The 26,222-nt window shown below is 62.1% G+C and carries 14 protein-coding genes; 4 read left to right on the top strand and 10 right to left on the bottom strand.

Annotation, left to right across the window (positions count from 1 at the left end; genetic code table 11):
• Nucleotides 1–72: 72 nt before the first annotated feature.
• Nucleotides 73–1,392 carry an ABC transporter substrate-binding protein gene (locus C560_RS0112675; protein ID WP_026538492.1) on the bottom strand — a complete coding sequence of 440 codons (1,320 nt, stop codon included), beginning with the start codon at nt 1,390–1,392 and terminating at the stop codon, nt 73–75.
• A 120-nt stretch (nt 1,393–1,512) separates the two neighbouring features.
• The gene (locus C560_RS21740) at nt 1,513–2,547 is read right to left on the bottom strand and encodes a LacI family DNA-binding transcriptional regulator (RefSeq protein ID WP_051533142.1); all 1,035 of its coding nucleotides are present in this window, start codon (nt 2,545–2,547) and stop codon (nt 1,513–1,515) included.
• 1,829 nt (nt 2,548–4,376) lie between these two features.
• Between C560_RS21740 and C560_RS0112665 the strand changes: the two genes are divergently transcribed.
• A complete protein-coding gene (locus C560_RS0112665) occupies nt 4,377–6,296 on the top strand; it encodes a DUF262 domain-containing protein (protein WP_197026156.1) in 1,920 nt (639 codons plus the stop codon).
• Nucleotides 6,297–6,303: 7 nt separating this feature from the next.
• Nucleotides 6,304–7,062: an AlbA family DNA-binding domain-containing protein gene (locus C560_RS22645; RefSeq protein ID WP_026538490.1), complete on the top strand. Its 759-nt coding sequence runs from the start codon at nt 6,304–6,306 to the stop codon at nt 7,060–7,062.
• A gap of 645 nt (nt 7,063–7,707) precedes the next feature.
• Here the strand turns inward: C560_RS22645 and C560_RS0112655 are convergent.
• From C560_RS0112655 to C560_RS21725, 6 genes are all read right to left on the bottom strand, one after another.
• Nucleotides 7,708–8,595, bottom strand: a complete 888-nt coding sequence (locus C560_RS0112655) for a NaeI family type II restriction endonuclease (RefSeq protein WP_026538489.1) — start codon at nt 8,593–8,595, stop codon at nt 7,708–7,710.
• Between the two features lie 311 nt (nt 8,596–8,906).
• Nucleotides 8,907–10,739: a DUF1998 domain-containing protein gene (drmB, locus tag C560_RS21730; RefSeq protein WP_081801699.1), complete on the bottom strand. Its 1,833-nt coding sequence runs from the start codon at nt 10,737–10,739 to the stop codon at nt 8,907–8,909.
• Complete coding sequence (locus C560_RS0112645; protein ID WP_026538488.1) at nt 10,736–13,873, bottom strand: helicase-related protein; 3,138 nt, start codon at nt 13,871–13,873, stop codon at nt 10,736–10,738. Before C560_RS0112645 ends, drmB begins: the two co-directional genes overlap by 4 nt.
• Entirely contained in the window at nt 13,866–15,476 is a 1,611-nt protein-coding gene (locus C560_RS0112640) for an NERD domain-containing protein (protein WP_026538487.1), read from the bottom strand. The genes C560_RS0112645 and C560_RS0112640 overlap by 8 nt, the downstream gene beginning before the upstream one ends.
• Nucleotides 15,473–20,188 carry a DEAD/DEAH box helicase gene (locus C560_RS0112635; RefSeq protein ID WP_026538486.1) on the bottom strand — a complete coding sequence of 1,572 codons (4,716 nt, stop codon included), beginning with the start codon at nt 20,186–20,188 and terminating at the stop codon, nt 15,473–15,475. The genes C560_RS0112640 and C560_RS0112635 overlap by 4 nt, the downstream gene beginning before the upstream one ends.
• Nucleotides 20,189–20,537: 349 nt before the next feature.
• Complete coding sequence (locus tag C560_RS21725) at nt 20,538–21,734, bottom strand: DNA cytosine methyltransferase (protein WP_155855779.1); 1,197 nt, start codon at nt 21,732–21,734, stop codon at nt 20,538–20,540.
• 482 nt (nt 21,735–22,216) lie between these two features.
• On the opposite strand from C560_RS21725, the gene C560_RS21720 reads away from it, so the two are divergent.
• A complete protein-coding gene (locus tag C560_RS21720; RefSeq protein ID WP_051533141.1) occupies nt 22,217–22,984 on the top strand; it encodes a hypothetical protein in 768 nt (255 codons plus the stop codon).
• 22 nt (nt 22,985–23,006) lie between these two features.
• Here C560_RS21720 and C560_RS0112615 read toward each other — a convergent pair whose 3' ends face one another.
• Together C560_RS0112615 and C560_RS23340 are read right to left on the bottom strand one after the other, a co-directional pair.
• Nucleotides 23,007–24,305: a flavin-containing monooxygenase gene (locus C560_RS0112615; protein ID WP_026538484.1), complete on the bottom strand. Its 1,299-nt coding sequence runs from the start codon at nt 24,303–24,305 to the stop codon at nt 23,007–23,009.
• 1,173 nt (nt 24,306–25,478) lie between these two features.
• On the bottom strand, nt 25,479–25,628 hold the full coding sequence (locus C560_RS23340) for a hypothetical protein (RefSeq protein ID WP_155855778.1): 150 nt from the start codon (nt 25,626–25,628) through the stop codon (nt 25,479–25,481).
• Between the two features lie 78 nt (nt 25,629–25,706).
• Between C560_RS23340 and C560_RS21715 the strand changes: the two genes are divergently transcribed.
• Nucleotides 25,707–26,081: a hypothetical protein gene (locus C560_RS21715; protein ID WP_231494333.1), complete on the top strand. Its 375-nt coding sequence runs from the start codon at nt 25,707–25,709 to the stop codon at nt 26,079–26,081.
• Nucleotides 26,082–26,222 lie beyond the last annotated feature (141 nt).

Below are 26,222 nucleotides of genomic sequence, written 5' to 3'. Positions count from 1 at the left end.
AACCTCACTGGGTTGCAGCTGCCGGGCCGGCCGGGGTGAACCGGCCGGCCAAGCTGCAGCTATGGGGCGGAATTACTTGGCGGAGAGCTCGGTGAGCTTGGCCTGCATGTCGTTCAGGGCCGTCTCCGTGTCCTTCTTGCCGGTGATGGCCGCGTACGCCTCTTCCTGGATGGCCTTGGTGGTGGCGCCGTACTGGACCACCTTGGGGCGGGGCTGGGCGTTGTTCAGCGAGGTCAGCAGCGTGGGGAAGAACGGGCGCTTGGCGACGACGGCGGGATCCGCGAAGAGGGAAGCGTACACCGGCGCACGGGAGGAGAGGGCCAGGCGCTTCCGGGCCTGCTCCTCGCTGGTGAAGAACTTGACGAACTCCAGGGCGGTGGCCTTGTTCGCGGTAAAGGGCGAGATGCCAAGGTTGCGGCCGCCGAGGGTGGAGACGCCGGGGCCGTCGGTGCCCGGGATGGAGGTGATGCCGAACTTGCCGGCCACCTTGCTGGAGCCGTCCGTGGCGCTCAGGGAGGCGTGCAGGAAGGGCCAGTTGCGCAGGAACACGAGCTTGCCGTCCTGGAACGCGCGGCGGCCCTGCTCTTCGAGGTAGGTGATGGCGTCGGAGGGGAAGAGCCCGTCCTTGAAGCCGTCCACCAGCAGGTTCAGGCCCTTCTTGGCCTCGGGGGTGTTGACGGTGGGCTTGCCCTCGGCGTCCACCACGGTGCCGCCGGCGGAGGCCACAGCCTCGGAGAAGTTGACCGTGAGGGCCTCGTTCTTGTCGAACTGGCCGGCGTAGCAGGACATGCCCGCGGCTTCGGGGAGCGCCAGGATGGCCTTGCAGGCGGTCTTCATCTCGTCCCAGGTCTTGGGCGGGGCGGCGATGCCGGCGGCCTTCAGCAGGTCCGAGCGGAAGTAGAACAGCGCACCGTCGGTGTAATACGGGGCACCCACCAGGGTGTCCCGGTACGTTGCGGCGTTAACCGTGGCGGGGATCATCTTGTCCGTGGGGACGGCGTCCGCAGGCAGCGGCAGGATCCACTTGTTGGCGGCGAACTCGGAGGTCCAGACGACGTCCAGGTTCAGCACGCTGAAGGTGTCCGACTTGATCTGCGCGTTCTGGATGAGCTGCTGGCGCTGCTGATCCGCGGAATCCGGCAGTTCGATGAACGTGACCTTCTCCTCCGGGTGGGCGGCGTTCCATTCCTCGATGCTCTTGTTCGCGGCGCCGGAGGCATCGCGGTTGGAGACGTAGTTGATGGGGCCCTTGCCCTCGAAGGACGCGGCGGCCTTCGGGGCGCTTTTCGCTTCCGTGCCGGTCCCGCCGCAGCCGGTGAGGGCGACGGCGGCGACGGTCAGGGATGCGGTGGTGGCCAGAAGAGTCTGCCAGGTGCGGCGGCGCTGCCTCATGTGTTGCTCCTTGTTGTGGGGTTGGTGCGGGTGGTTTGGTGCATGCGGAATCGCGGCGGGTTGCCTGGTGGCACGGGGGAGTGCCGGCTGTCGCCGTGGTGGTGGTGTTTGGGGTCTGGGCTAGCTGGCTAGGACCTGTTCGCTGACTTGTTCGCCGGGCGGTGCCGGGTGCGCCTGTGTTGGATTCGGTGGCGCGGTGGAACCGCGCTCGATCAGCCGGTGCGGCATGATCTTCGGCCCCAGGTCGCGGGAGCGGAGCAGCTTCTTCACGGCCATCCGACCCATCTCCTCGAGCGGCTGGGCCATGGTGCTCAGCGGCGGGTTCACGTGCAGGGCGGTGGAGGTGTTGTCGAAGCCCAGGACCGAGACGTCCTCCGGCACCCGGAGCCCGCGCCGCTGCAGTTCATTGACGACGGCGGCGCCCATCTCATCGCTCATCGCGAAGATCGCTGTCAGGCCGGGATCCTGCCGCAGCAGTTCGTCAGCGCCGGCGGCCCCGCTTTCGTAGAAGAAGCTGCCGGTGGCTGTGACGGGGGTGCAGTTGGCTTCGGTCATGGCGCGGAGGTAGCCGCGCTTCCGGGGCTGGGCGACGTAGACCGACGCCGGGTCGCCGGTCAGCAGGCCGATGCGGCGATGGCCGAGCCGCAGCAGATGACGGGTCGCGTCGTAGGCTGCCTGCTCGTCGTCGATCGCCACGCTGGGCGAGCCCGACTTGTCGCTGATGGCGACGGAGATGATCGGGACGTTGGGCCCCAGCAGCTGCCTGGTCTCCGGCGTGATCACCGCGGAGATGAGGATGACGCCGGCGGCCCGGTAGGTCCGCAGGGTCCGCAGGTAGCCGGCGATGTAGGCCGATTTGGCGCCGGTGCGGCCGAGCATCACGGCGTAGCCGCGCTCCTGGGCTTCCTCCTCCACACCCTGCATGACCTGGGAGGCCAGGGCGTCCGAGACCATCGGGGCGAGCAGCCCGATCACCGACGTCTGCCGGGTCTTCAGGCCCCGGGCGAGGTAGTCCGTCTCGTAGCTGAGGCTCTTGACCGCGGTTTCGACGCGTTCCCGGGTCTCGTCGGAGTAGCCCACGAGACCGTTGACAACCCGGGAAACGGTGGCCGGAGAGACGCCGGCGTGCTTGGCGACATCGCGGATGGTGACCACTGTTCCTCCTCTCTGAGGGTGTCCTTGTTGTCTGGTGAGCGCGTTACGTAATCGGTTTCGGAAAACGGTTTACGTAAACGGTTTCGTTGGGTGCAGGATCAACAGTAAGGGGTTGGTTGCGGATCGCGTTGCGTTTCGTAAACGGGGACGCGCCAGGAACAGCGAAGCCGCTTGTCTCCCGCCTGATGCAAGTCGTACAGGAGGAGCGGGTTGTGGTCGCCTGGCGGCGTCGAGGGGTGTGCACTGGTTGCCCGACTCTCCGAGCGCTCGGACCACGTGACCCTGACCGCAAGCACCTTGGCTGGATGTCCGGGATCCCGACAACGAGCGCGAGCGTCGAGTTCCACTGCAGGACGTCGTCCGGATCGAAGACGGCGGCATGGCGGCCGAACATCGGGACTCCACAGAGGTGCCCTGTGCAGCGCACCCGCTGGCCTCGCTGCCGATGGGTCTTACTCAGTTGCGACGGATGCTGTTCAATCCGCCCAAAAGACTAAACTTCCCAAGTTTGACAGTACCGGTTGCGCGCTGCTGACCGTGGCCCGGTGCCGTGGGCTGTCTGGGAAAACGATTGCCGCTTCTGCGTTTCCGGCCAGGGCATGTAGGGCCATGTAGATCGCCCGGGGAACATGATTAGTGACCGTATTACGTATGAACAGGTTGCCGAACCTCGGGCCACCCGTCTTGGAGCTTCCCCCTCCCGTTGCCTCCACGAGCAGATCTTGGCCGCCTTGCTCGGCACCGATATCGACTCCGCGTTCAGTGGCGGACGCCCAGCTCTTGATGTCCCCATCCCGCATCCGAAAGATGTCCTCGTACGGCGGCAACGACTTCGTTTTCACGCACGTTTCGCGCCCCGGACAGAATGTAAAGTGCGAGCGACCACCATGCCGAACTATCTCTTTGAAGCGACGTACGTGGGCGTCAGGATGCAGGGGCTCGTGCAGAAAGGCGGCGTGAGGCTCGGCTGCGGCTTTTGGCTCCGTAGGAGGATCGCCGGACAGCTTCTACTTCGCTCTTGGCTACTACGACGGCCTTGGCGTTTTTGGAGGCGCCCGACGATGCAAGTGCTGCAGCGTTGTCGCTGCTGACTAATTCGACAGGGAATGTCATCGTCCGCCTGAATCCGCGCCGCCCGGGACGCTGGCGCCTTCGTCCTTCGAGGAAAGCGTGCATGAAGTGGCGCGTTTGCTCGAGGGTTCCCCCACGGACCCGGTCTTGCCGCGCGACCGCCGCTCACCATCGGCGCGATGCCTCCGACTGGCCCGCCTGCTGCAACGGGCGTCAAGGTGCAGGCCAACCTGGACCGCAGGGTTCTGAACTGGAGGACACCTCGGAGCGGGTGGAGCAGCAACTGCAACCCTTTGCCCGGAGAGCTTCTGGTCATCAGCAACGGGAACACAACCACCACCGCCAGGCTGGCCACGCAAACAGGGGCAGCAGGAACTGCACCTCGTCTGTGCCGTATTCGGCCCGACGCCGGAGGGTCCTCACTCGGGAGGCTGGCTCTGATCTTCGACGTCGTTTCGACGGCGCTGGATCAAACAGGTTATTTTCATGGTGAGTTCTTTGGCCGGAAACTCCACGGCGTAACCGGTTTCGATGCTGAACAAATTTGAATTGGGAGGTCTCCTCACGTCCTTGCACGCCAACAAGAGTTGACCATTCATGGAATTGTAGAGATTGACTCGTAGTAGCGTGGGTGCGATCTTCACGGTTGGTGTGCCAGAAAGGGACTGCTTGCAAAACGTTGTGAGGACACGGACATACACAGCCTCCGTAGCGCAACAGCACCGGATAGGGTTCGTCAAAGCTAGATAGGAGCAATTGTGGGAAAACTCACCGTAGAATCGATCGGCATTTCGGAATTACTGGACCGACTTCGGTCTAATGCCTGGCTTGTCCCGGCTTTCCAGCGTGATTTCGTCTGGTCAGAAGCTGACGTCACCAGCCTCGCCCTCTCGGTCATAGAGGCGCGACCAATCGGAATGGCGACACTATGGGAGCAGCCGGACGATAGCGACCTCATCCTTGTGCCAGCCTCGATTCCGGATACGCAGAACGGCGAATCAGTTGACGCCGCATTGTCAGCACCTGAGGATCGACCGAAGAACTTCTACGCGGTTCTGGATGGACGTCAACGCGCAACCGCACTTGCCATGGTTTTCGGAGGTCTGCGAGCAACAGATGCGAGGCGGCGGTTTTCGGGACGGTACTTCCTCGACGTTTCCCACGATGACCCGAGTGGCCGCGTTCGTTACATCCGTGAGACGCAAGTGAAAACCAGCAAGTATGACCAACTAGGCGTCTGCATTGGGGCTGGCCTGTTTCCACTGTCACCCGAAGCTGACAAGGACTTGATGGGTCAGTGGTACACGTATATTCAATCGATCAACGATGCGTCCAACTATCCGGACCAAGTGCTACCTGAGGCGGAAGAGCTTGCGCGGCGAAACGAAATTTTGAAGCAAGCCTTCAAAGGAATAACGGAGACGGTGCTAGCCGTTTATATCGTTCCAGCTGAGTACACGCTCGGCGAGATCTGTGAAATCTTCGAAACCCTCAACACCACCGGGACGAAGGTATCCACCGTGGACTTGTTACACAGCTGGCTATTCAACGATACGAGTACTGAACCCGAGCCGATCCTTCTCCGCGACTGGATTGACAACCTAGGAGAACTGGAGGGCGCTGTCGGCTGGGCCTCAAGGTCGAACCGACCCGAAATAATTGCCCAAACTGTGACGGCTTGCTATGTCGCATTAGACTCCGAAAAGCCCTCACCCCGCGCAGTTGGAGGGAAGTCAAAGCCCACCGCGGTGACGTCTATCAAGGCAGGTGACCTTCTCGCAACTCCTGCAGCGTTCTGGAGGCAAGCCATCGAGGACGAGCGGGATCTCGCTAACTACATCGGCGACTTCCAGACATGCGTGGCAGGCGGAAACTTCCCGCTGTCCGATTCCCCCTACCCGGTTACGATGGCAATGTACTCCGCGCTCCGTTGGTACATGACACACGACAGTCGATATGCGAACCAATGGAATCTGGAAGAACTGAACGGTCTCTTCAGAGCGTTCTTCTGGCGAAACGCCCTCGCCACACGGTACGACCAAGGGTTCCTCAGCCAGAGCAGTACGGATATGCGGGTCCTGAAGGAGATTTTGTTCCGGCGAGCGAAGGCAGCAAACGCCAACGCCTGGGCGGTTGAAGCCAACGCCGAACTGCAATCGGCGCTCGACTTGCCGGTTCCAGACGCGGTGTCTCTTCAACAACAGCTCCTACAGGCCAAGCCTGCCGGTGCTCTTGGACGCGCGCTCACTCTCGTTGTCCGGACGCAACCAACCCAAGATCTCGTTGACCCCAGCGTATCGATCGCATACCCAAGCTCTAAGCCCGTGGAACTGCACCATCTCTATCCTTTGAACTGGTGTGCTAACAATAAGCACGGAAAGCTCGGCGAGGTCCTGGACCCTAATACGGCTGAGTTCGATTACGCCAGATCCGTCGCCAATCTCACGCCTCTAACTCGTGAAAGTAACAACGCTTGGCGAGCCAAGACGCCCGGGCTTGCGCTCACGGAGAACGGGGTAACTTTTGAGTCGGCAAAGGCACGATTTGAAAGTCACTTCATATCAGCCCCAGCATTCGCTGCATTAACGGCCGATGGGCCTGATCCACTATGCTTCTGGGAATCAAGGGCGGCAGAGATTGCGACGGACTTGCGCTCCAGGTGCATCGTCGAACTTTGAGTGGCTCATGAACAACAACATCCCGGCCGCCATGGCGCCCCTCATGGCGAAAGCGTTCACCACAGGCGTTGAAACCAGCATTGCTCAGCTGGCGGAATTACTTGGGCTCCCCGAGGGGGATCCCCTCTGGGCCGTAGAGGCGGTTGTGCGCACGATCGAAGCTTGGGGATTGGAGCTTAATCCGAACCAGGCTCGGGGCAGTCTTGAATCGGCACGGGTTCTCCGCATCCCAGAGGTCAGCACTTCAAAGGCGGCGATTGCCAAGCTGCTAGCAATCGGTGAGGGGTCGGGCGTTGAGTTTAAGAGTTCGCTCCTATGTTCCATCCGTGATTGGCGCCAGGATGGCACCCTGAACGAACACCCTGCTTTACCTGGAGAAGTCCTCAAAACTGTATGCGCTTTCTTAAATAGCGACGGCGGGGAGCTTCTTATCGGAATCGACGATGACGGAGAGCCGTGTCAGGGTATCGAGCGCGACCTGGAGCTCAAAGGCTGGGACTTCGACAAGTGGCAGCTGCATCTGGTCTCTCTCATCGAGGGACGCTTCCTCAACGGTGCAATGGTGATGCCCTACACACGGATTCAACTCCACCAGCTCGACAACGCGGCAATAGCACATGTGACTGTAATGCGACGGACTGCACGATCGTTCGTTCGGCGGGAAAAATCACGGCCCTATGAATTCTTTGTCCGAAATGGTTCGCGATCCGATTCCCTTGACCTCCCGTCGTTCTATGCTCACCTACAGTCGCGCAGCGACATCTAGCTGCACTCACGGGTTGGTTGGTGACGCACGGCTGGCGGGTGAGGCGCCTTTGAATGCGCAGTGCGGGGCGGCCTCTGGGCTCTTCTGGGCCTGTGAATGCCCATGCATTGGTCCGGACGAGGCATCAAGGGTCCCGTAGATGCGGCGGGCTACGTAGCGATTGGTGCAGCGGCGAATTTTCTGCCAGTCCCCGTGTCACCAACCTGACGGCGCGGCACAGCTACCCTCTCACCGCAGCCGTCGCCTCCTGCTTGTCCTTCATTCATTCGCTCAACCAGGGGTCCCGGACGATCGATGTGAGCCGGCGGTTGGCCACGAAGGTTCCCCTGGCTCCGGCGTCGATCCAGTTCGTATGCTCGGCAAGGCTCACCAGTGAGCGGATGATTGCGACTCGGCATGGAGCGTGCGGGCGACGCCGCTGAAGTCCACTTCGGGGATCAGCATGAGCTCCTCTGTCAGGCCGTATCAGCTTGGTGCGGCTGACGAACGGACCAGTAGTATCGCCCCTACTGGGTGTTGGGGGCTTAGTAAACTCCTAATGGTGGCTCCCGTACGTGCGTTGAGGGCACATCGAGCCCCTCTCACCCCGCTACAGCCAAATAGCTTCCGGTGACCGAACATGTGAACGGTCCAGGCCTGTCATGGTCATGTTCGCTCTTTGCCTTGGACGGGGAGCGACGGTGCCATAGTGATCGGATCACCTGGGACGGCAAGACGCCACCGACCGCCGTCGATCTCCGCGCCGGTACCGAGTTCCCCGGCTTCCATGGGGGCTAAACGGTGACTCACGAAGGTTCCCGCTCGCGGGGACGGCAGCCCGAGTGCGGCCGCGATCTCGGGTTGAGGATGATAGTGCCCCAGAATGACGATTCCCTCATGCCTGAGGTGTCCTCGAGCATCGCGGATCCGCTTCGAGGAGTCGATCTGCTGGGCGACCGTCTCCACAGCGGAATGTTGCACCAGCTCACCTTGTAAGTGACGGAACAACATGTTGACGGCTGCCTGGCCCGAGGATTGACTTACTGCCGCCATCGCCGTTTCGGGATGTTTCATGAGTACGTTGGCCGGTAGGGCACAACCGTCGAAGACCCATAGGATCTGGTCGATCCCGACCTGGGACAAGCGGGGGCGCCCCCGGTCCATCGATGCCACTCCTCGCGAGTCAGGGCCGGGGCGAAGGATCCCGAGGCTGAATCGAGAGGTCTCCTCGTTTGCCCATATCACCAAGTAGGGCAATTCACGTTGTTCGGGAACGGGGCGGTCGAGTGTCCAGACGTCGATCCTCTCACTCCATGTACAGGCGACGTCGTACCCGGCGATCTGGAGCGAGGTAGTGATACCGTCGTCGAGATCGAGTACCCGTTGGAGCCACACCTCGATGAGTGGTCCTATGTGAGCTGATTCTGCTTTCGTCAGCTGGGTCAAGTCCCATCGCCCCGTCCACCGACCGTCGTAGGCCTGGTCGAGAGCGTTTCGGATGGCACGCCCGCACCGAATTCCCTCGGGGTCGGCTGCCTGAATCGAGCCCTTCATATGGTGGATGGCCGGGTCCTGGGCGGGAGTAGGTGGAACAGCTGTGGTCCTGCGGGGACGCGACTTCAAAGCCGGTTCGGGTCGTTTGTCCGGGTCCGGAGAAGGGGGCCGGGCCCGTCGTGTCCTCGAGGATCCAGCAGTTCCTTTCGCGCTCCCCTGTTCTTCAGCGACCCAATGCGGGTCGGCGTCGAAAAGGGTGAACGGGTCATCAGAGACGTTAGCAATCATCGTTTATCACCTTACGTGCACCGGAAATGCTCATCATCGTCGAAGCGGTGCGCTACCCGGCCCATTCCTACTCTCTCCGGCGTTCACCCCTGGATGCTCGCCCGCGCATCCGTCAGGACCGTGCGGAAGAAACCGGGTACGGACTCATCGCCGACGAGGAGCTTACGATCCAGATAGATGTTGGTGCGCTCGCAGGAGGTCTCGGAAATGAGGCTGCACGCATGGCAAGCAGCCAGGTTGAGGCTGTTCATGCCCTGCCCCCGGCTCTCGGCGCATACGGGGTTGTTGGAGCAGCGGTCGGCGTCCTCGACCGCGCCGAGGAGCAGTCTGGAGAAGTACCGGGCCTCTCCCAGGCGGACCAGGCCGCCGAGGGTGCCCTGGGCGTCCCCGCTGCTGGTGTAGATCAACAGACCGCCTTGGGGGTCCGGACCGTCGTTTGAGGCGTAGATACGTTCGGACAGGGACGACGCGGAGTACCCGCTCTGGAACTCCAATCGGCGCATCAACAGGTGTGCCAGGGTGTGCAGGAGCACGTAGCGGGGGTGGAGATCGGCGATGACACCTCTACGGTTCGCAAGCTTCGCCCCTCGATCGATCCAGTGCTGGGTCCGTCGCTGGACGGCGGGGTCCTCCTCCCATGTACGGAGGGCCTGCTCATTGAAACGGAGGAAGATACCTTCCCCGAACTGCTCGATGGCCGGGTACCACTTGAGGCCGTCGATGCTTCCGAGGTCCACCCGGGTGAAGTCTTCTTGCTCGTAGCGGCGGAAACCCCGCAGGGCTCGTACCTCACGTAGCCGGCGGACCAGACCGACGTCCGCTACCAATCCGGCCAGGGCTGGCAGCACGCCCGGTTCCTGGGGGTAGTCGGAAGGATGCACGTCGAAATCAGGGTTCGTCACTTCCGTGTCCCCGGCCAGCACCCTGTCGAACGCCGCCCATTCTCCTGAGTGCAGGTTGCTCTGCAACTGTGAGGTGTCGGCCGCGGGGTCGGTCGTCAGCAAGTGACGAACCATGTGCTCCGGGGCCCCGGTCTGGGCGGAGACGACGGGGACGGCATGGTCCAGCAATGGTCCCGCTTGTTGTCCGAATACTGCCTTGAACATGTCGTTCTGGAGTACTTTGTCCCGCAGCGCTACTGTGGCGGATTCCACTTCCGGGATGTCGATCGCCGAAGCCGTCTCCGCCTGGTAGACGCTGGTGGAACCCCGTTGGACAACCCGCAGTTCCTTCGTGCATTCCTTGGTGGTGTCCTGCGGTTCCCACGGCTGCAGGCCCCAGCACTTGTACCCTTCCTCGGACAAGGATGTGTTGCGTCCCAGCGACCCCAGGTGCCTTGAGGCGTCACAGGAGCGACACAGGACCCGCAACGAGCGCAGGCCTTCGCCTGACCCCGGGGTCGTCCGCAGTTCCAGATGCTCAAAATCCTTGCACTGGCGTTGCTCGTCATTCGAGGACTCGAAGTGGGACCACCGCCGCCAGTCGAGGTCCTGGATATGGCCTCCGGCGTCGCAGACGGCGACAAAACGCATGGGGACCATCGGTCCTGCACATCTGGAGCAGCTATTGGTACTGGCGCCGTTCTTGTGATGGATCCGGTTGGACATCAAGGTGCAGTCCTGGCAGAAACGCCATTTCGGGAACCGCCGGTAGGGCAGGGCGAAGTTGGGGTTGTGACTGTATTCCCCTGCGGTCGGGGGTCGGCGCAGCTGCAGGACCCCTAACGCCCGTTCCAAGGGTGGGCAGGACAGGGGCTCGCAGGTCTTCTCGTTCCACGTCCCTGTGTCCATGCCGATGAACGATTCGCTTTTGATGTCGACGATGGCGCCGACCCCAAACGGGTAGATGGTCTCCTGCAGTCTGAGCTGACGCATCTCAGGTGCCTTGTCCTGCCCTGCTTTGGCTTTGGGACTCATGCCTTCTCCCCGATTATCCTCATGTTGATGTTCGAATCGACGCTGCGCATCGAATTCATCACGGCCCACCCATCTCGATCCTCGTCGAAGGCGCGCATCAGGGCAGGCTCTCCGTATTTCGCTCGTAGGGGCTGGTACCGCAGCGTCGATTCCCCGGTGTCGGGGTCCGGTGAGGTGCGGATACGCCACTGGTCAATCAACCGGTCAAGATGCTCCTGCGTGGCCTGGTACTCGTCCGGGTCCGAACGTTCCACGACGTCCAGGATCGTCTCCCGGACGTTACGCACCACGTTGGAATCGGCCCGGAAGAGTACTGCCTGGGAGTCCTCGCGCCATGGGCTCAAGTGCCGGACCATAGTCACCAGGACTGCTGCCAAGGATCGGTGTCTGGACGCGGCGGACCAGGGGGTGACACTGGTCGGTTCCACACTGCGGTAAAGCGACTGGTGGTAGCCGAGGAACGACTCGTAGTGGGAACGATCGCGAGGACGTGAGGCTCGGTACAACGTGACGATGACGCCCGGGACGTCACCGCGTCCGACGCGACTGGTGGCCTGGATGTACTCCGAGGTGGTCTTGGGTTGACCGTTCATCAGCATCAGGGCCAGCCGTGGGACGTCGATACCCACCGACAGCATGTTCGTGCAGGCGACCACGTCCACGGCATCGCCTTTGTCGAGGCCGCGTCCTAGTCGTTGCAGAGCCTTGGGAAGGTCCTCGGCATCCACGCGGCTGGTCAGCTCCACCATTCCGTCACCGCGGATCTGACGTGTCCTGCCTTCGGGTCCACGTCGGGTGGCCAGCAGACTGTTGACGTCGTCGCGGACGAGGGTCACGGTGCGCCCCAGTTCGCGCAGGCTGTTGTGGTAGGCCACGGCCGTCCAGTAGGCATCGGTTCCCTTGAGGTCCTGTGGTCCGTGCGCGGCCTGCCCGGGTGCTTCGAGCATGGCGCCCATCGCACGCACTACCGAGGTGGATTGGGTGAAGGCCTGAGGCATGAGACCGATGTAGGTCCTGCCAGGGGCGTCGGGGTCCTGCGCAGGGCGGGCGAAGTAACTGTCCTCCTCATTGAGCCCCGATGGTGGGAACAGTTGGACGTTCCGGGCCATGAGGCCTTTAACCTGGTCCTCGGCGGAGCGGATCGTTGCGGTGGAGGCAACGATCTTCGGGTGTCCGCCGACCTCCCCGATGATGCCCAGGACGGCGGCGTCGTAGATCGCGACCGTGGTGCCCAGAGGACCGGAGAGTAGATGCATCTCATCCTGGAGTATCAGCGACGGTGGATCGTTCGCCGTGGAGCCGGCGCCCAGCAGGACCCCTGCCTCCTGCTTGAAGGGCAGTCGCGCGAACTTGTCGACGGTCGCCAGCAAGATGGTGGGTGGGTACGCGTAGATCCTCTCGTCGACAACCTCGACGGGAAGCCGGTCGTGGAAGAGGCAGTTCCGGTCCGGGCAGCGGAGCCAGATGTCTCCGGCCGAGTGGACGGCCCCGTAGTCCCCGGCACGTTCGGACCTGGTTTCTGGCATCATGCGGTGCCCGCACCAAGGGCATTCGGTGAGTTGGAAGGGGTTGTCGGGGATCTCCCGTCTCCTGGTGAGCTCCAGGCGTTTGATCGCCTCCTTCTGCGTCCCGGGAGTGGTGGCGTTACCGACCCAGAGTCCGATGGTGAAGGGTGCCATGCCCTGCGCGAGTGGATCACTCGCCCGGAGGCGTTCCATGGCGCACACCAGAGTCGCGGCCCGTTGGAACTGTTGTGTCGTCAGCAGGCGCAGGGTGTAGCGGGTGATGACGGCTGTACCGCCTCCTCTGATCCCGTGCTCGAGCCGGCGCCGGAAGATCTCGAAGGCCGCCAACCCAAGGTAGGCCTCTGTCTTGCCTCCACCGGTGGGGAACCAGATCAGGTCAACGAGGTCCCGGTCCGGGTGATTGACGTCCGCGGTGCTGGTGAGGGCGAGGAGGATAAATCCCAACTGGAACGGCCGCCACGTCGGTTCGCGTCTGAGCTTATTTCCTTCGGAGCCGGCGGCTTTCGCGCGATCTGATTGGAGCATCTGCTCGTTCATGGCGGACATGGCCAGGCGGAAGGCGTCCCTGGCGCTCGAGGAGCCCTCGAGCAGGATGATTCCTTCGTGCATGCGGTCGACGGCGTCGCTCTGTCGGTCGGTGATCCTCCCGGCTGCCGGTCGATGGTGTTCGTCGAGTCCTCGTACCTGGTCCTGCTGTTCCTCGGTCCAAAGCCGGTATTCGTCGACGAAGGTCCTGAGTTCCGCGAGGACTTCTGCGGTGTCGTCCTGGATTTGGGTGAGTCGGTCCAGCCGCAGGATACCTGCGTCACTTGTCTTGGCCTCGACGGTTGGGACGGTATAGCGGGGTAGTGGGTCCAGAGACACTGAGGCGCACCCGCCGGACCCGTCATGGGCCCAGCGCACCGATGTCCCGTGGCCCACGGCGAAGACCTGACGGTCTCGGTAGCGCACCGCGAGTTCTTCCTGTTCCGGATCCAGTCGGAGGTCCTCGACCGACCTGTAGGGAAGTATCCGGCCCCCGATCGAGCGTACGGTCATGCCGACTTGGTACAGGCAGTCCTCGGTGCGTAGTTGCCCTTCTTCTTCGTCGTTCTTCGGGGCTACGCGGGTGTTGCTGATGGCAACGGTGACCAGTGAACTGTTCTGGCCGAAAGGCCGCCATCGTACGTCCAGTGCTACACGCCCGTCCCCAGGGGCCCCCGCAACGGCTAGCTGCTCGCAGCGGATGCCGGAGAACTGGTGGCCCTGACGCCGCCACGCGATGTGGGTTTCGGTCTTCTCCTCGCTGTAGGTGGCGTATCCGAGGTCGATGTCCACTGCCTCGCCGTCATGGATGAAAGACAGGGCGCTGGAAGAGGGCTGGTACGCGTTCGCCATGTCGATGGCGAGTTCCTCGGTACCGTCGATCCCTTCCTCACCAGGGTTATCCTCGGTGAAGGGTTGCAGTTCCTCGATCTCTACGCCGATACCCACGGGGTAGAGGACTCCGACGAGGTAGGTGGCGTTCGGCCGGTTCCTGAGCAGTTCCTCCGGCCCCTCAATCGGGCCCAGGTATTGCTGTTCAAGGTGCTTGATCACGCGCTTCTGGCGTTCGACGGCTTCATTCATTGCGGGCACCGGCCTTTCCTACCTGTTGCTGTATGTACTGCAGCGCGTTTCGTCCCATGATCTGGTAGGCGCCGGGAGAACTGACGACGTAGAGCGAATAACGAGGCCGGGTCATCGCGACATAGGATGCGGCCCGCCCCCAGGCGGTGTCTAGGTCGCCGACGTCCACGACGATCACGTGCTCCCGCTCCAGACCTTTGATGTTCGCTGCTGTGACGACCTCGTAGGACTGGTTCTCCATGGGGTAGTTCGACGGTGGTCGGCCTTCGACGGCCAGGATTGACGCCGAGGGGTCGGTGGCGGCACTGATGATGGTGATCTTCTTGCGACTGACGCCCTGGTCTCGGAGGGCACTGAGGCGACCGTCCAGAAGACGGCGGGCTTCTTCCGGGGTTCGGGCCTGAACGATCGATGCCTCCGGTCCTTCGCCGATGCGTGGGCTTCCCAGGTCCGCCCCGAGATGGGACTGCACCGCAGTCACGACGGTGCGGGCGTTCCTGACGTTCTTCGTCAGATCGACGATGATGGCACCGGCCTGGATCTCCTGGTACACCATCTCGTCGAACACCCCGCTCAGATGAGTTTGATTGTTGGGGTCCAGGAAGATCCACCACCGACCGTCCTGCAACCCGCCACGGACAGAATCAGAGAGTCTGCTCATGTCCTCGAGGTTCAGCAGGTCCTGTGCCTCGTCGACTACAACCACATCGAAGACGGCTTCGCCGGGAATCGAATCGAAGGGCACCAACTGCACCGGGCTGTCGCTCAACAATTCCGACGCAAACCTCAACACGCCGGGGGAACCGCAGACGAAAGCCACCGAACTGCCGTCGGCCACCGCTCGACGTGCCGCTTCGATCGCCACTACGGTTTTACCCGTACCGGCTCCGCCCAGGACCAGAACCCGTGGATTGCGTTCGAAGGCCCGCATCGCGTCGACCTGTTCATCGGTCATGGTTACGATGTTCCGGTCGATGAGCATCTCGGTGTCCGGCACGGTTCGCATGGCGTCCACCTCGCGACGCAGGAGGGTGAAGACGGTCGAGAGGTTCGCCATCGGACGTAGACCCTGGCGCCCGGGGTAGTCGGAGTCACCCGGTGGTGTACGGGCCAGACGAGCCAGCGCGTCCAGGCTCCGTTCCAACCCGGCGGGACTCATCCGATCCAACCCGATGTGTTGCTGCGGAACCCATTCCGCGTCCGGGGTCAGATTCTGGTCAGGCGTCACCACGGCATAGGCGAACGGCCACCCGCCCTCGCCCGACTGCCTGGTGAGGATATCGAGTAACGCGAATGAAGCGTCCTTGGCCTGCACCCATGGGCTGCGCCGAAGAGGGTGCTGGGTGCCCTGCCGGTCCACGGAGTACCAGAGGCCTTCCTCGGTCCGCCCGATCCGCCCTCCCTTGACCTCCAGTACGAGGATCGCCCCCCTCCACAGCACCACGAAGTCTGCCTCACCCATTACCTGTTTGCGGTGCCGAGGAAGATGGACCGAATGGTATGCGACACCTTCGTCGGACCGCATCGCCGTGAGGAGTTCCGCGACCTTGCGCTCGGCATGACTCTGGGCGTCGATGTACTCCGTCGGTGGGATTAACCTCATGACCCCTCGACCCCCCAGTACTGGGTGAACCCCCGGTATGCCAGGTCGACGTCGACGTTCTCGATCGTGTCCTCGAGGTTCACCACCAGGCACCGCTCGGATCCACGGTTCTTGGGTCCTCGTAGTCCACGACCGACCATCTGCACGTACTGGCTTTCGCTCAAGGTCGGCCGGGCAACGTAAAGGGCGCGGATCTGAGGTGCATCGAAACCCTGGGTCAACAGCTCGCAATTGACCAAGACCTGAAGCGAGCCGTGCTTGAAATCAGAGATCGCCTTCGCCCGCTCGCCGCGCGAACTCCGGCCACTTACCGAGCGCGCCCGCACGCCCTTACTCTTCAGGATCGTCGCCAGGACCTGAGCCGAGAGCACCGAAGGCATGAAGACTAAGACTTTCCACTCCTCCGGCAAGGCCATGATGTGATTGACGATGCCCGTGGTCCTCGTTTGGTCTTCACCCACCAGGTTCAAGGTGTCCTGCGACAAGTTCTTGCGTTCTATCTCCGACAGGCCGACGTCCAAGCGGGTACCGGGCAGGACTTGATGATCGATACGTGCCAGCACTTCACGATCCTGGAGCTCTTTTATAGGATCAGGGCCCAACGTCTGGACAAGATTGTTCCCGAACCGCTTCGCCAACAGACTGGTCACCTCAGGGTTCCGTCCTCGGTAAGGGGTGGCCGAAAGACCGATCAGTGGACGCTCGCGATTTCCGAGGTCAACACCGAGCCTCTGAAATATTTTCCTGTACATTTTGTTGTCCGCTGCCCGATGGGCCTCGTCAACAATGACAGCGACAGGAGCATAGATCCAGTCGTACGAATCGTCGTTGATGTGCTCGTAGAGCATCGCATCGGTCGCCACGACCACGCTCAACTCCAATTCGGGTGCCTGCGGTCGATGCGTACCGAAAAATCGGTTGATACTTAGCGATCTCTCGTCGGAGAACTCCCGCCATACCTCGCTCCATGTGGTGATGGCCTGCTCGCACAGTTCGTCGGACTGCGCGACCCACAAGACCGGGCCGTTGGTGGCGAAATCGTTGTTCAAGAATGCCCTGACCAGCGACTCCACAGCGACACGGGTCTTTCCCGCACCGGTCGGCAATTCCAAGAGGGCCTTGTCGGCATTACCGGGGTTGGAACGAAGACAAAACCGTAGTTCCCGTAGAGCTTCCTGCTGATAGTCGTGCAACGCTCCCAGTCCAGGTTTGCCCATCACGATCTCCCCCGCTGGCCGCGAAGGCTTAGACGTCCCCGCGAAGTCCGGCGTAAACCCCAAATCGGTTACGAACCTGCGAGCAGGGCCGAGACCTCCCCACTTGTCAGGCGGCGTCAATCCGAGAGCCCTCAACTCATCTGTAAGAAGACTTAGGGAGTCAGTCCCGAAGGAATCGAGGAACAGCCCTGCCAGGTCTCCATCATGCACAGGCGTTCCCATCGCCCGAAGAGTATCTATAAGACCGGGAGGCAGCTTCGCATTCAGCTGATCCGGCGAAACCAGTACTTTCAATCGGTCCTCGTTCGAGGAGGCGGCACGAGACCGCTGTCTCAACTCATCTAAATCAGCGTCGAAGAGCGCCTGTACAGCATTCTGAACGTCCGCGGCACTCAACCTCAGACCGACTTCCTGATTGATCCAGGCGAGAAGGTCGTGGGCGTCGCTTCTTACGGAAGGATCGCTGGTCACATAAACCGTGCCGCCGTGGAATGCCCGCTTCAAGGCTTGCTCCTGCGTGCCGGTCGGTGTTAGCTGGCGGGCCACGATGCTGGCGCACTCCGTGATGGAGAGCCGCCGATCCTTTCGGTCAAGCAGACCGTACACGGTCGGAATGCAGTCTGTGAGCAGCACCGGTTCAGTCGGCTGCTCCGGAATCAACTCGAATCGGATGGCGCTGTCGGCGTCTTGGAAGTCCGCTTGTTCAAAGAAGAAGCGCCGGAGCATCTCGTCTTCGACGAACAGATAGGGATTTTTGGATCGCTTTAGGACTTCAACCTGCGCCGCATTCGATGCGATGAAGATCTGCCCCGCTGGGTACAAATTTATGTCCGGACCGACTACGGCTGGGACCTCACCCTTCCAGCCCTGCTCCTCGCGAATTCTCGGTAGAGCTTCGGACAGGAAATTCAACAGGGAACTGGTCACGGGCGCCGTAGCTTGCATTCCCTGGCCCGCTCTCATGCCTTCCATGAGCACATCCGTATCGATGTTCTCTATCGACTCAGCCAACGGCAAGATACCGAAATGAGAATCCTTGGGCACGGGTACCCAGGGAAAGTATTTCTGGAGGACGGGAGACACCACGCGCCACGCCGGAACGACGCTGAAGGAAGTTTCTGCCAACCCCCACGTCATGACGGCCCACAGGTGCGGGGCCGGTACAGGGAAGCTCTCCGACCCGTCAGGGCTGTGAAGATTCCATTCCCGGGCTGTGCCGGTCCTTAGCAGGGCCGCAGTCAACTCCAACAAGTCACGGGTGGGTTGGGGGCTTACCTGGGACAGATCATGGAGAAGCCCGAGGGGGCCGGCCCCTCGTTCTTCCGCGAAGTACCAGTCTTCCGGCGCCGAATCCCTGTCCTGGGCGCCTGCTTCCCGAGCCCGTTCTACAGCCCAGTCCAGATACTGCGAGAACTCGGTTTCCTCAATGACGGGATAACGGGGTGAGAATCCGGTCACAACGCCGAGGACCTCAATAAGTTCCTTGGTGAGGAAATTGGGCATAAGCGTGCGATCCGGCCATGGCGTCTCCACCGCAGGGTGTTGAAGAGCGAGCACCTCTTCTGAATGGCGCCACGTCGAGGCCCCCGTGATGACCTTGACGATATTCCCCTTACGTCTCCAATCAGTGAGTATCAGCGCCAACCGACGGGGTTCGAGGTTGAGTGCTTGGTCCCAAAGATCGTCCCACTGGCTGTCCGTGGATGTTGGCCCCATCATCGAGAGCATGGAGGTGAAGACGATCTCGGCGTCAAGAGCCCTGAACCCGAATTTCTCCAGAACCTTACGACAGGCCACGTTGTTGGCGATTTCGTCTACTACGAGCTCATAGCCCTGCAGCTCGACCCCAACCTCGGGGGGAAGATGAACATTCGTGTACTCGTTGAGGGCGGCTCGCCGGGCCATGTCGGTGGGGACGATCCGGGCCGAAGCTAAGGATAAGCGGGCCCTTTCCGGTTCGATGCTGGGAATCATCGCCAACGCTTCCCGGGAATATCGGACATCATCTATATCGCCCAGCATGGCCAACCACGCCGAGGGGTCGAGCTCGTTACGCGCGGGGGGTAGATCTCGTTGCAGGAGCGCTCCTGCGTCGGCGAATGCCCTCCGATGCATCTCGCGTAGACGGACCCTCAAGTTCCCGGTCTTATCGTCGTGGTAACACGAAACGTGAGGCACATTATTAGGTGTATGCGGAGCAGCACTCCACGCGGCCATAGCGCTCGCGGGTAGGACGACCCCGTAGTTGAGAGCAACGATTTCGGATCCGTGGCGCAGTTGCCCGGCGACATCAGGGATGAGAGCCGCTTCCGAGGCTTTGCGGTGGATGTGTGAGATCAGTGCCTTGTCCGCAGGGGAGTGGTACTCCTGGGGACGGCTGGGTAGATACCGCAGGTGCCGCGCGGGGTGTTCCTTTGTTCGAAGGTGCGGCAAGGAATCGACGAACAGCTGGGCCAGGGTCTCGAAAATTTCGGCGTTGTACTTCTTCTCGGCCAGGATGTGACTTCGATCTTCACTCAGCGCCCAGGGGGCGTTGAAGATACCGACGGCGGAGGTCCGGTCGGACAGAGGGAAATTGGCCCAGAACTCGCCTTCTTTCCCTTGCGGGTCCAGTGGCATGGCGCAGGTGACCAGGATCGACTTTCGGGCGATAGCGTCATCCACTTCTTGTCTTGCTGCTAGCGACGGTTGGTGTGTCCGTTTGAAGATCGCCCACCTCTGGGCACCGAGCCGGGGCCCCTGCAGTTCAAAGGACGAAGGGCCTATAGATTGGCAGGAGTGCTCAACCTCTTGTTGGGCGCCACCGCGCCGGATGCTGATTGACAGTTTCTCGACGTGGGGGGTGAATATCAGGAACTGGGTCTGGAATCCCAGCAGTTGCTCTTCCAGCTCCACATGCTGTTGAAGCGGAAGCCTCACGACTGTGCTCGCCCACTCAGCCAACTCTTGCAATATGTCGTCGTCGTCGATCGCGTTCACCGCGTCGATGACCGTGGGCAGGCGCAATACCGGCAGACCGTTTTCCTGTGTGTCGAACTCAGCCAGAATGGAACGAGCCTCGGGTGACCCGAAATGAAAACTGGCCGAACGACTGAAGATCTGCGGGTTGTCCGTCACGGCCAGAACGGACTTGAAACCTAAGCCATAACGCCCGATCTCTTCGCCCCTTTTTTCGCTGAGGTAGGCATGCGTGATGGCATCGATTCCCGCTTGATCGAACTCCTTACCGTCATTCGCACAGTAGAGGTGGTGATCGGTAAGGATAATCTTAATTCGGCCGGTGGCTCCCGACTTGAGGATCGCGTCGGCCGCGTTCTGGACCAGCTCCGTGATCTGACGCTTTGAGTAGCCACTCGTGCGGAAGGAATTCTCCTGCCCCACATGTTCTTCAAGCATCTTCGGATCCTCGCGATAGATCCGTGGCACCTTCGCCCGCCAGCTCTCGAGAAATTCCAGGAGCGCTTGATCTGGCTCGCTCCAAAAACCGTGCGTCATTGCTTTTACCTTCCCCCGAGTCGACTTTTCGATCCTAACGAGGTCAAACAGCTTTCAGGCCCAAAGTCGCCTTGAGGCGCGCCGAGGAAACAGTGAAGATCCCAGTGGTGGACCGGCACAATGGCTGCGGCTGCGGGTGCATGTCGCACGCTCTCGGAAGCTCTGGACGACAGACGGCCGGTGGACGACAAGCGAGCAGCGGCCACGCAGCCCAGGACAGGAACCGCCTGAGAAGCCGGGACCCAGACCGTTGGGCTTTGAGCTACAGGGACGCTGGCAGTAATTGTCTTCAGTCTCGTAGGTCCAACATGCGCGAGGTCTGACTAAACTCCGGCGGGGACGCTCATACTCAGAGGATGCTCGAAGTAGTGAGGGCGGGCTGAGGGAGATGCTCGTGGTGACTCTTCTCAAGTCCAACCTGCATCCTCGCATCAACTTCTAGGACCGGGGACCGACTCAAGTCCGTTTCCGCCTTCGGCCTGACACAGTCGGGGGCATGTTCGATATAGCGGGATGCGATTATGGTCTCCTCATCGATGTCAGTCCACCGGGTTCTTACCATCGTGTCGAGGAAACCCGGGGAGATTTCGCGGCCGAGGGCCGCTGCCAGGACGTGTGCGGCGAGACGCGGTGGAATGGCGTTACCGATCTGCTGGGAGATATCCTTGCCCGACCATGGGTAGTCAGCCGGGAACGTCTGGAGACGGCCTGCTTCTGAAACCTCGAGGCGATCGAGTTCACCCTTGTTTGAGAACAAGCGATTCCGCGAGACTTTTCCTGTAACCGTGAAAGCCGGCTCCCTAGAAGTGCGCCGACCACGGGCCTTCGGATCGCCGCCGGTTCCATAGTTGGAGACAAGCTCGAAAGGCTCCGGCCGGTCCAGGGTCTCGCCGATGCTCTGGCATGGCAGCAAAGCGGGCTGACCAGCGGAAGCTATGGCTTGTCCTCTCCTGAACCGCTGGTGCGTTGGAGCGGGAAGGGCGGGGGTGAGCTTTCGGTTCGCGATCAGGATCGCTCGCCGGCGGGTCTGCGGGACTCCGTACTCCTCCGCGTGGAGAACGCCGGTAGCTGTCTTATAGCCGAGTGTCTCCAGGACCGTCGCCATGGCCTCCCATACGGGCAGGACCGCTGGCACCTGCTCCAATACGATCACCTCGTAGGCCTTTCCAGCTCGATGGGCATCTAGCGCCCATCGCAGCGGCTGAAGCACCAGCCCTGTTCGTTCATCTTCCAGAGAGGCAAGCTCATCTGTGATGTCGTCCCCATCGACCATGCGCGCAATAAAGGATAGAACCTGGCTAAGGGCCTTGCGGCCGGCACCAGCCCCCGCCACGGTGTACGTCTGACACGGGGGCCCCCCGGTGAGAATCGTCGCAAGGGGGAATTCTTCCGGCCTGTGCTCTCGTACGTCACCTTGTACGGTTTCGAGCCCAGCGGTCCGCCTAGTTGCACAGGCGTTCTCGTCCCACTCGACACCAGCCACGGACAATCCTAGCCAGCGTGCCGCGACGTCCAATCCGCCAGGCCCGGCGAAGAGATCCACCATTTGAGCGTCAGAAGGGGGCGGGGCCGATTGCACGAAGGTCATGGGACACGATCTTATCGGTCGCGGCAGGTTACCGACGGACCAGCATCGCCGGTTTCCAACCGATCAGCAGCAGTTCTCGCCCGTCCGATGGGGCTCCCACCCACCGTAATAGTGGTAGGCATCGCTTATTCGGTGTGGCTCAATGAGTTCTGGCCCGACCCGACGAAGGATAACGACGCGGAGCATAAGTGGCAGGTGACCGCAATGGTCCTCACCCGGGCCGCGCATGAAGCGCTGGGGCCCATTCACGTTGGGACACCGGTGATCGTGCCGGAGGACCTGCACGATCAGTGCCTGGACCCGACGATCGAGGCCAGCTCCCTAAGCGCCGAGCGTCCCCTTCCCCCGAAAGTGCGGGACACTGGAAGTCCCGAACCACGAAAGCGTGCCACCTTGATTAGTCTCCAGCAGAATGCCGAGGACCTTACCCGGCCGACTCCATGGGACTGAGCAGGGCGGACGGCGCCGGCCATCTTGATCCGCTGCTGTATCCGTGGGACCCGCCCGGGGCCTCGGGTGTCATGGACGGCGATGGATTCCGGCCCCTTGAGCTTTCAGCCGGACTGGATGAAGCCCTCGCGCAAGCCGGCGCGGCACGGCTGGAAGCCCGTTCCCTGGTGGTCTCCATCGGCTCGAATTCCAGCGCCGACGTGATGCGGCGGAAATTCGCCAGCTACCACCAGCCCGTCAGCGCGGTCCTGCCGCTGGTCCGGGGCCAGCTCCACAACATCGCGGTTGGCCACTCCGCCCACGTGAGCAGGGCCGGCTACATCGCAGCCGCCCCGTATCCGCAGATGGGAGAGTGCACAGCGGTCTGGCTGTCGTGGCTGGACGATGTCCAACTGATGGCCCTCGACGAAACGGAGCCCAACTACCGGCGGATCCAGCTCGACGGCGAAGCTTGCCCGCTCGTGGCGGACCACGGGGAAAGTCCGGAGGAGTTTTCGCTGTTCACCTCGCGCTGGGGCGTGCTGACCGACGGCGACGGCGGGAAGCTTCCCTTCCTCGACCAGCCTGCCCTCTTCGGGCTCCTCGCCAGCAGCGGCACCCGGGACCTCCTGGAGGAGGGGAAGTCCGTGTTCGGCGGGCCGCCGGAGCTTGTTGCCGAGCAGCTCGCGATGCCCTCGGTCCAGGAATGGGCCAGGGAATGGTTCAGCTCGGCCGGCCTCGCAGCGCCCGTGGACTTCGACGGTCCTCGCGCGGGGTAGCCACCCCTCTGGATCGTCGCCTTCACCGGGCTGCGATGTCCTGCGCAATGTTCTCCGCGATGTGCTGCGCAATGTACTCGGCATCGCGGCCCACGCCCGCCACGATGGACGAGCCGTGCCCGGTCAGCCACGGCAACCCGACGGCGTACAAGCCCGGGTGTTCGGCGACGCCGCGGTGGTGCCGGGGGTAGTTCCATTCGTCCAGCACCGGGATGTCCAAGATGCTGAAGTCCAGCCGGTAGCCCGTGGCCCAGAGGACCGACGTGACGTTGGCGGCTTCGAGGTTCAGCCGGGCCGGCTCCGAAGGAAGCCAACCGTCCTTGCGCGGCGGCTCCGGCTCCGGTGCCGACATGCCGGTGGCGGCAATATAGCTGTCGAACATCGGCTTCATCCGCTGGTAGAACGCCGCCTCCACCAGGGCCAGGCGTTCCGGAAGGTCATCACTGAAGACGAGGTCGCCGTCGTCGGCTGCTTCCAAATGGCCGTGCAGCCGGACCCCGCGCCGGCCGAGGTCCCGCAGGTGGATGTCGTGGCCGCCGTCGGCGCCGGACACCAGCGGGTTGCAGGCGAACCTCGCCGCTGGGGAGGGTAACTGCCCCAAGGTGAGGCCGTTCAGTCCGTAATCGGGGCCGAATTGTGCAAGCTGCATCATCCAATAGAGGAGGTCCTGGCCCCGGTACCGGCGCGGCGCTTCCGGGCACGTGGACACCGCCAGGTGGATTTCGCGACCGACGGCGAGCAATTCCTCGGCGATCTGTCCGCCGGATTGGCCGGTGCCAACGATGAGCACGGCACCGTCCGGCAGTTGGCCCGGGTTGCGGTAGCCGTCGGTGTGAAGTTGCAGGAGGTGGCTGGGCAGTTGCACGGACAGTGCCGGGATTTTCGGAGTCTGGTAACCGCAGGTAGCGAGCACCACGTTCCGGGCGCGCCAGCTGCCCCGGGTGGTGGCCACGTTGAAGCCGTCGCCCTCCGCGGGCGCGATACGCGTGACATCCGCACCGGTTCGGACAGGAGCACCGATGCTCTCCGCATAGTGCCGGAAATGGCGGATGAGGTCATCTCGGAGCATGAAGGCTTCCGGGGCGGGGCCGTCATACGGCATGCCGGGCAGCGCGAGCGAGAAGTTCGGGGTGTTCAGGAAAAACGCGTCCCACCGGTCCTGCCATGCCCCGCCGAGCGTTTCGCGCCGTTCCAGCAGCTGATGTTCGACGCCGGCCCGGCTGAGCCAGTAGCTCGTGGCCAGACCAGCCTGCCCGGCCCCGACGATAAGGGTGTTGACGCTGTGCGGAGCCGCAGGTCGGGCGGCAGCCGGGGTCTCCATGGTTCTTCTCCCGTAGCCAAGGTGCAGGGCTGGCTTTGTTGGCAGAATATGCCCGCAGCGTAGCTACGTACAGGTGCCCGACGACGGCGTGAAGCGGCGCTGCCGCCGTCCCCCGCAACCTGCTTGCCCTCTTGGGGCCCAGCGAAGGCAGTGGCGAGCTCGGCGGATATGCGGCAACTACGACACCCGCGGGGGAGGCCGACATGCTGCCCGGTTTATGGTGAACCTATCCCCATACCGGTGCAGGATCCAGGACGGGTCACGTGTTGAATGGAGAAGACCGCGCTATTCGCAGCCAACACCGTCACCGTTGCGGTCCAAGCCGTAGATGTCACTTCCGACGACCGTCACTGGTCCTCGTACGTACGCTGGACCGTTGCCGCTCCCGCCGGCGCAGTCCACATCAGAAGCGATCGGTACGCATGCACCTGAATAGTTGCGATCGCATCCAGAGGGAGCTGCTGGGACAACCGGCCGAACGGGGGTTTGAACCTTCGCTGCGGCAGCCGCCGCTGCAGCCTGCTTACGTGCGGCTTCCGCGGCTGCAGCCTGCTTACGTGCGGCTTCCGCGGCTGCAGCCTGCTGGCGTGCGGATTCCGCCGCGACTTGTTCCTGCGCAGCCTTGGCTTCCGCTTCCTTGGCGGCTGCGTCAGAAGCTGCCTTGGCGGCAGCGGCTTTAAGGGCGAGCGAGGCGGCCGCTGCCCGAGCATCTTTTACCCGCGTTGATGCTGATTGCTCCATCCACAGCAACTTTCCATCGTCCGTCTTCGTGCAGATAAAGACAGTTTGCTGGTGGGTTTCACTTGAATCTTCCGTAGTGCAGGAGATTGTTGCGGGCGCAGTAGCTGTGGGCGACGCCGTTGGAGTCTCGGAAGCTGATCTAAAAGCTGACGCAGTGGGGAATGAGGCCACAGCTTGGCCTCCACAAGCTGTAAGCGCCAGGAGAGTGGCGCTGGCCATGACTGCGGTTTTCGCTAGCCGACCAGAAACTGGCGAGAGGCGTTTGCCGTCGGCCGACTGGCAAGACATTCCGTCCGGAAATCGAATATCGTTGCGCCCAAAGCGTGTATTCATTTGTGCCCCCACAAGATAGATTCACATGAAAGTTCTCGCCGACCTTAGCACTGGAATTCGCGTTCGATATAGACTTCTCTACTCAACAAAATCTGTCATCTATGTCATTAATTTTCTGTCAACTGCAATAGCTCGGCGTTTCACCCCACGTTCGCCGTAGCTGGTGGCCAGCCCGGCCGGCCCGGGCAGGATCGCCAGGGTGTTGACCCGCTGCCGGGCCTGACTTCGGTTCAGTTCGAGCGGCGACATAGCTTCTTCCTGACTTACGAGACCACCGACCAAGGAAGAGTCACCGAGAGGATCGAGATCGAAATCCTGCAGGAGACCATGACCATAGAGGGCGTCGAGACGGTGGTGTATCTGGATAAGGAATACAAGAACGGTCAACTCGTCGAGGAAACCCGGGACTACCTGGCGCAACACAACAACGGCGACGTGTGGTACTTCGGCGAGGACGTGGACAACTACCTGAATGGAGTGTTGGTGAACCACTCCGGCAGCTTTCTCCATGGACGGGACGGGGCAAAAGCCGGCATCTGGATGAAGGCCGAGCAGCGCGTCGGTGATTCCTGCCGGCAGGAATTCTACGTTGGTCACGCGGAAGACATGCGGCACGCCGAGGCTACTGGCGAGAACGTCTCCACCAAGTCAGGCACGTACGTACGCCGACTGCGTCAAGGTCTACGACTGGACGCCGCTTGAAAAGAACTCCCGGGAGTTTAAGTATCACTGCCCCCAGTTCGGTGCGCTGGCCCTGACCGAGGACCTGGAAACCGGCAGCCGGTCCGAAACTCGTGAGTGTTGTCCTGCCCTAGTCTTCGACCTTTTTGGGCCGGGGCTTAG

The sequence above is a fragment of the Arthrobacter sp. 9MFCol3.1 genome, from assembly GCF_000620385.1.
Classification (GTDB): Bacteria; Actinomycetota; Actinomycetes; order Actinomycetales; family Micrococcaceae; genus Arthrobacter.
This window is presented reverse-complemented; position numbering and strand designations above follow the sequence as displayed.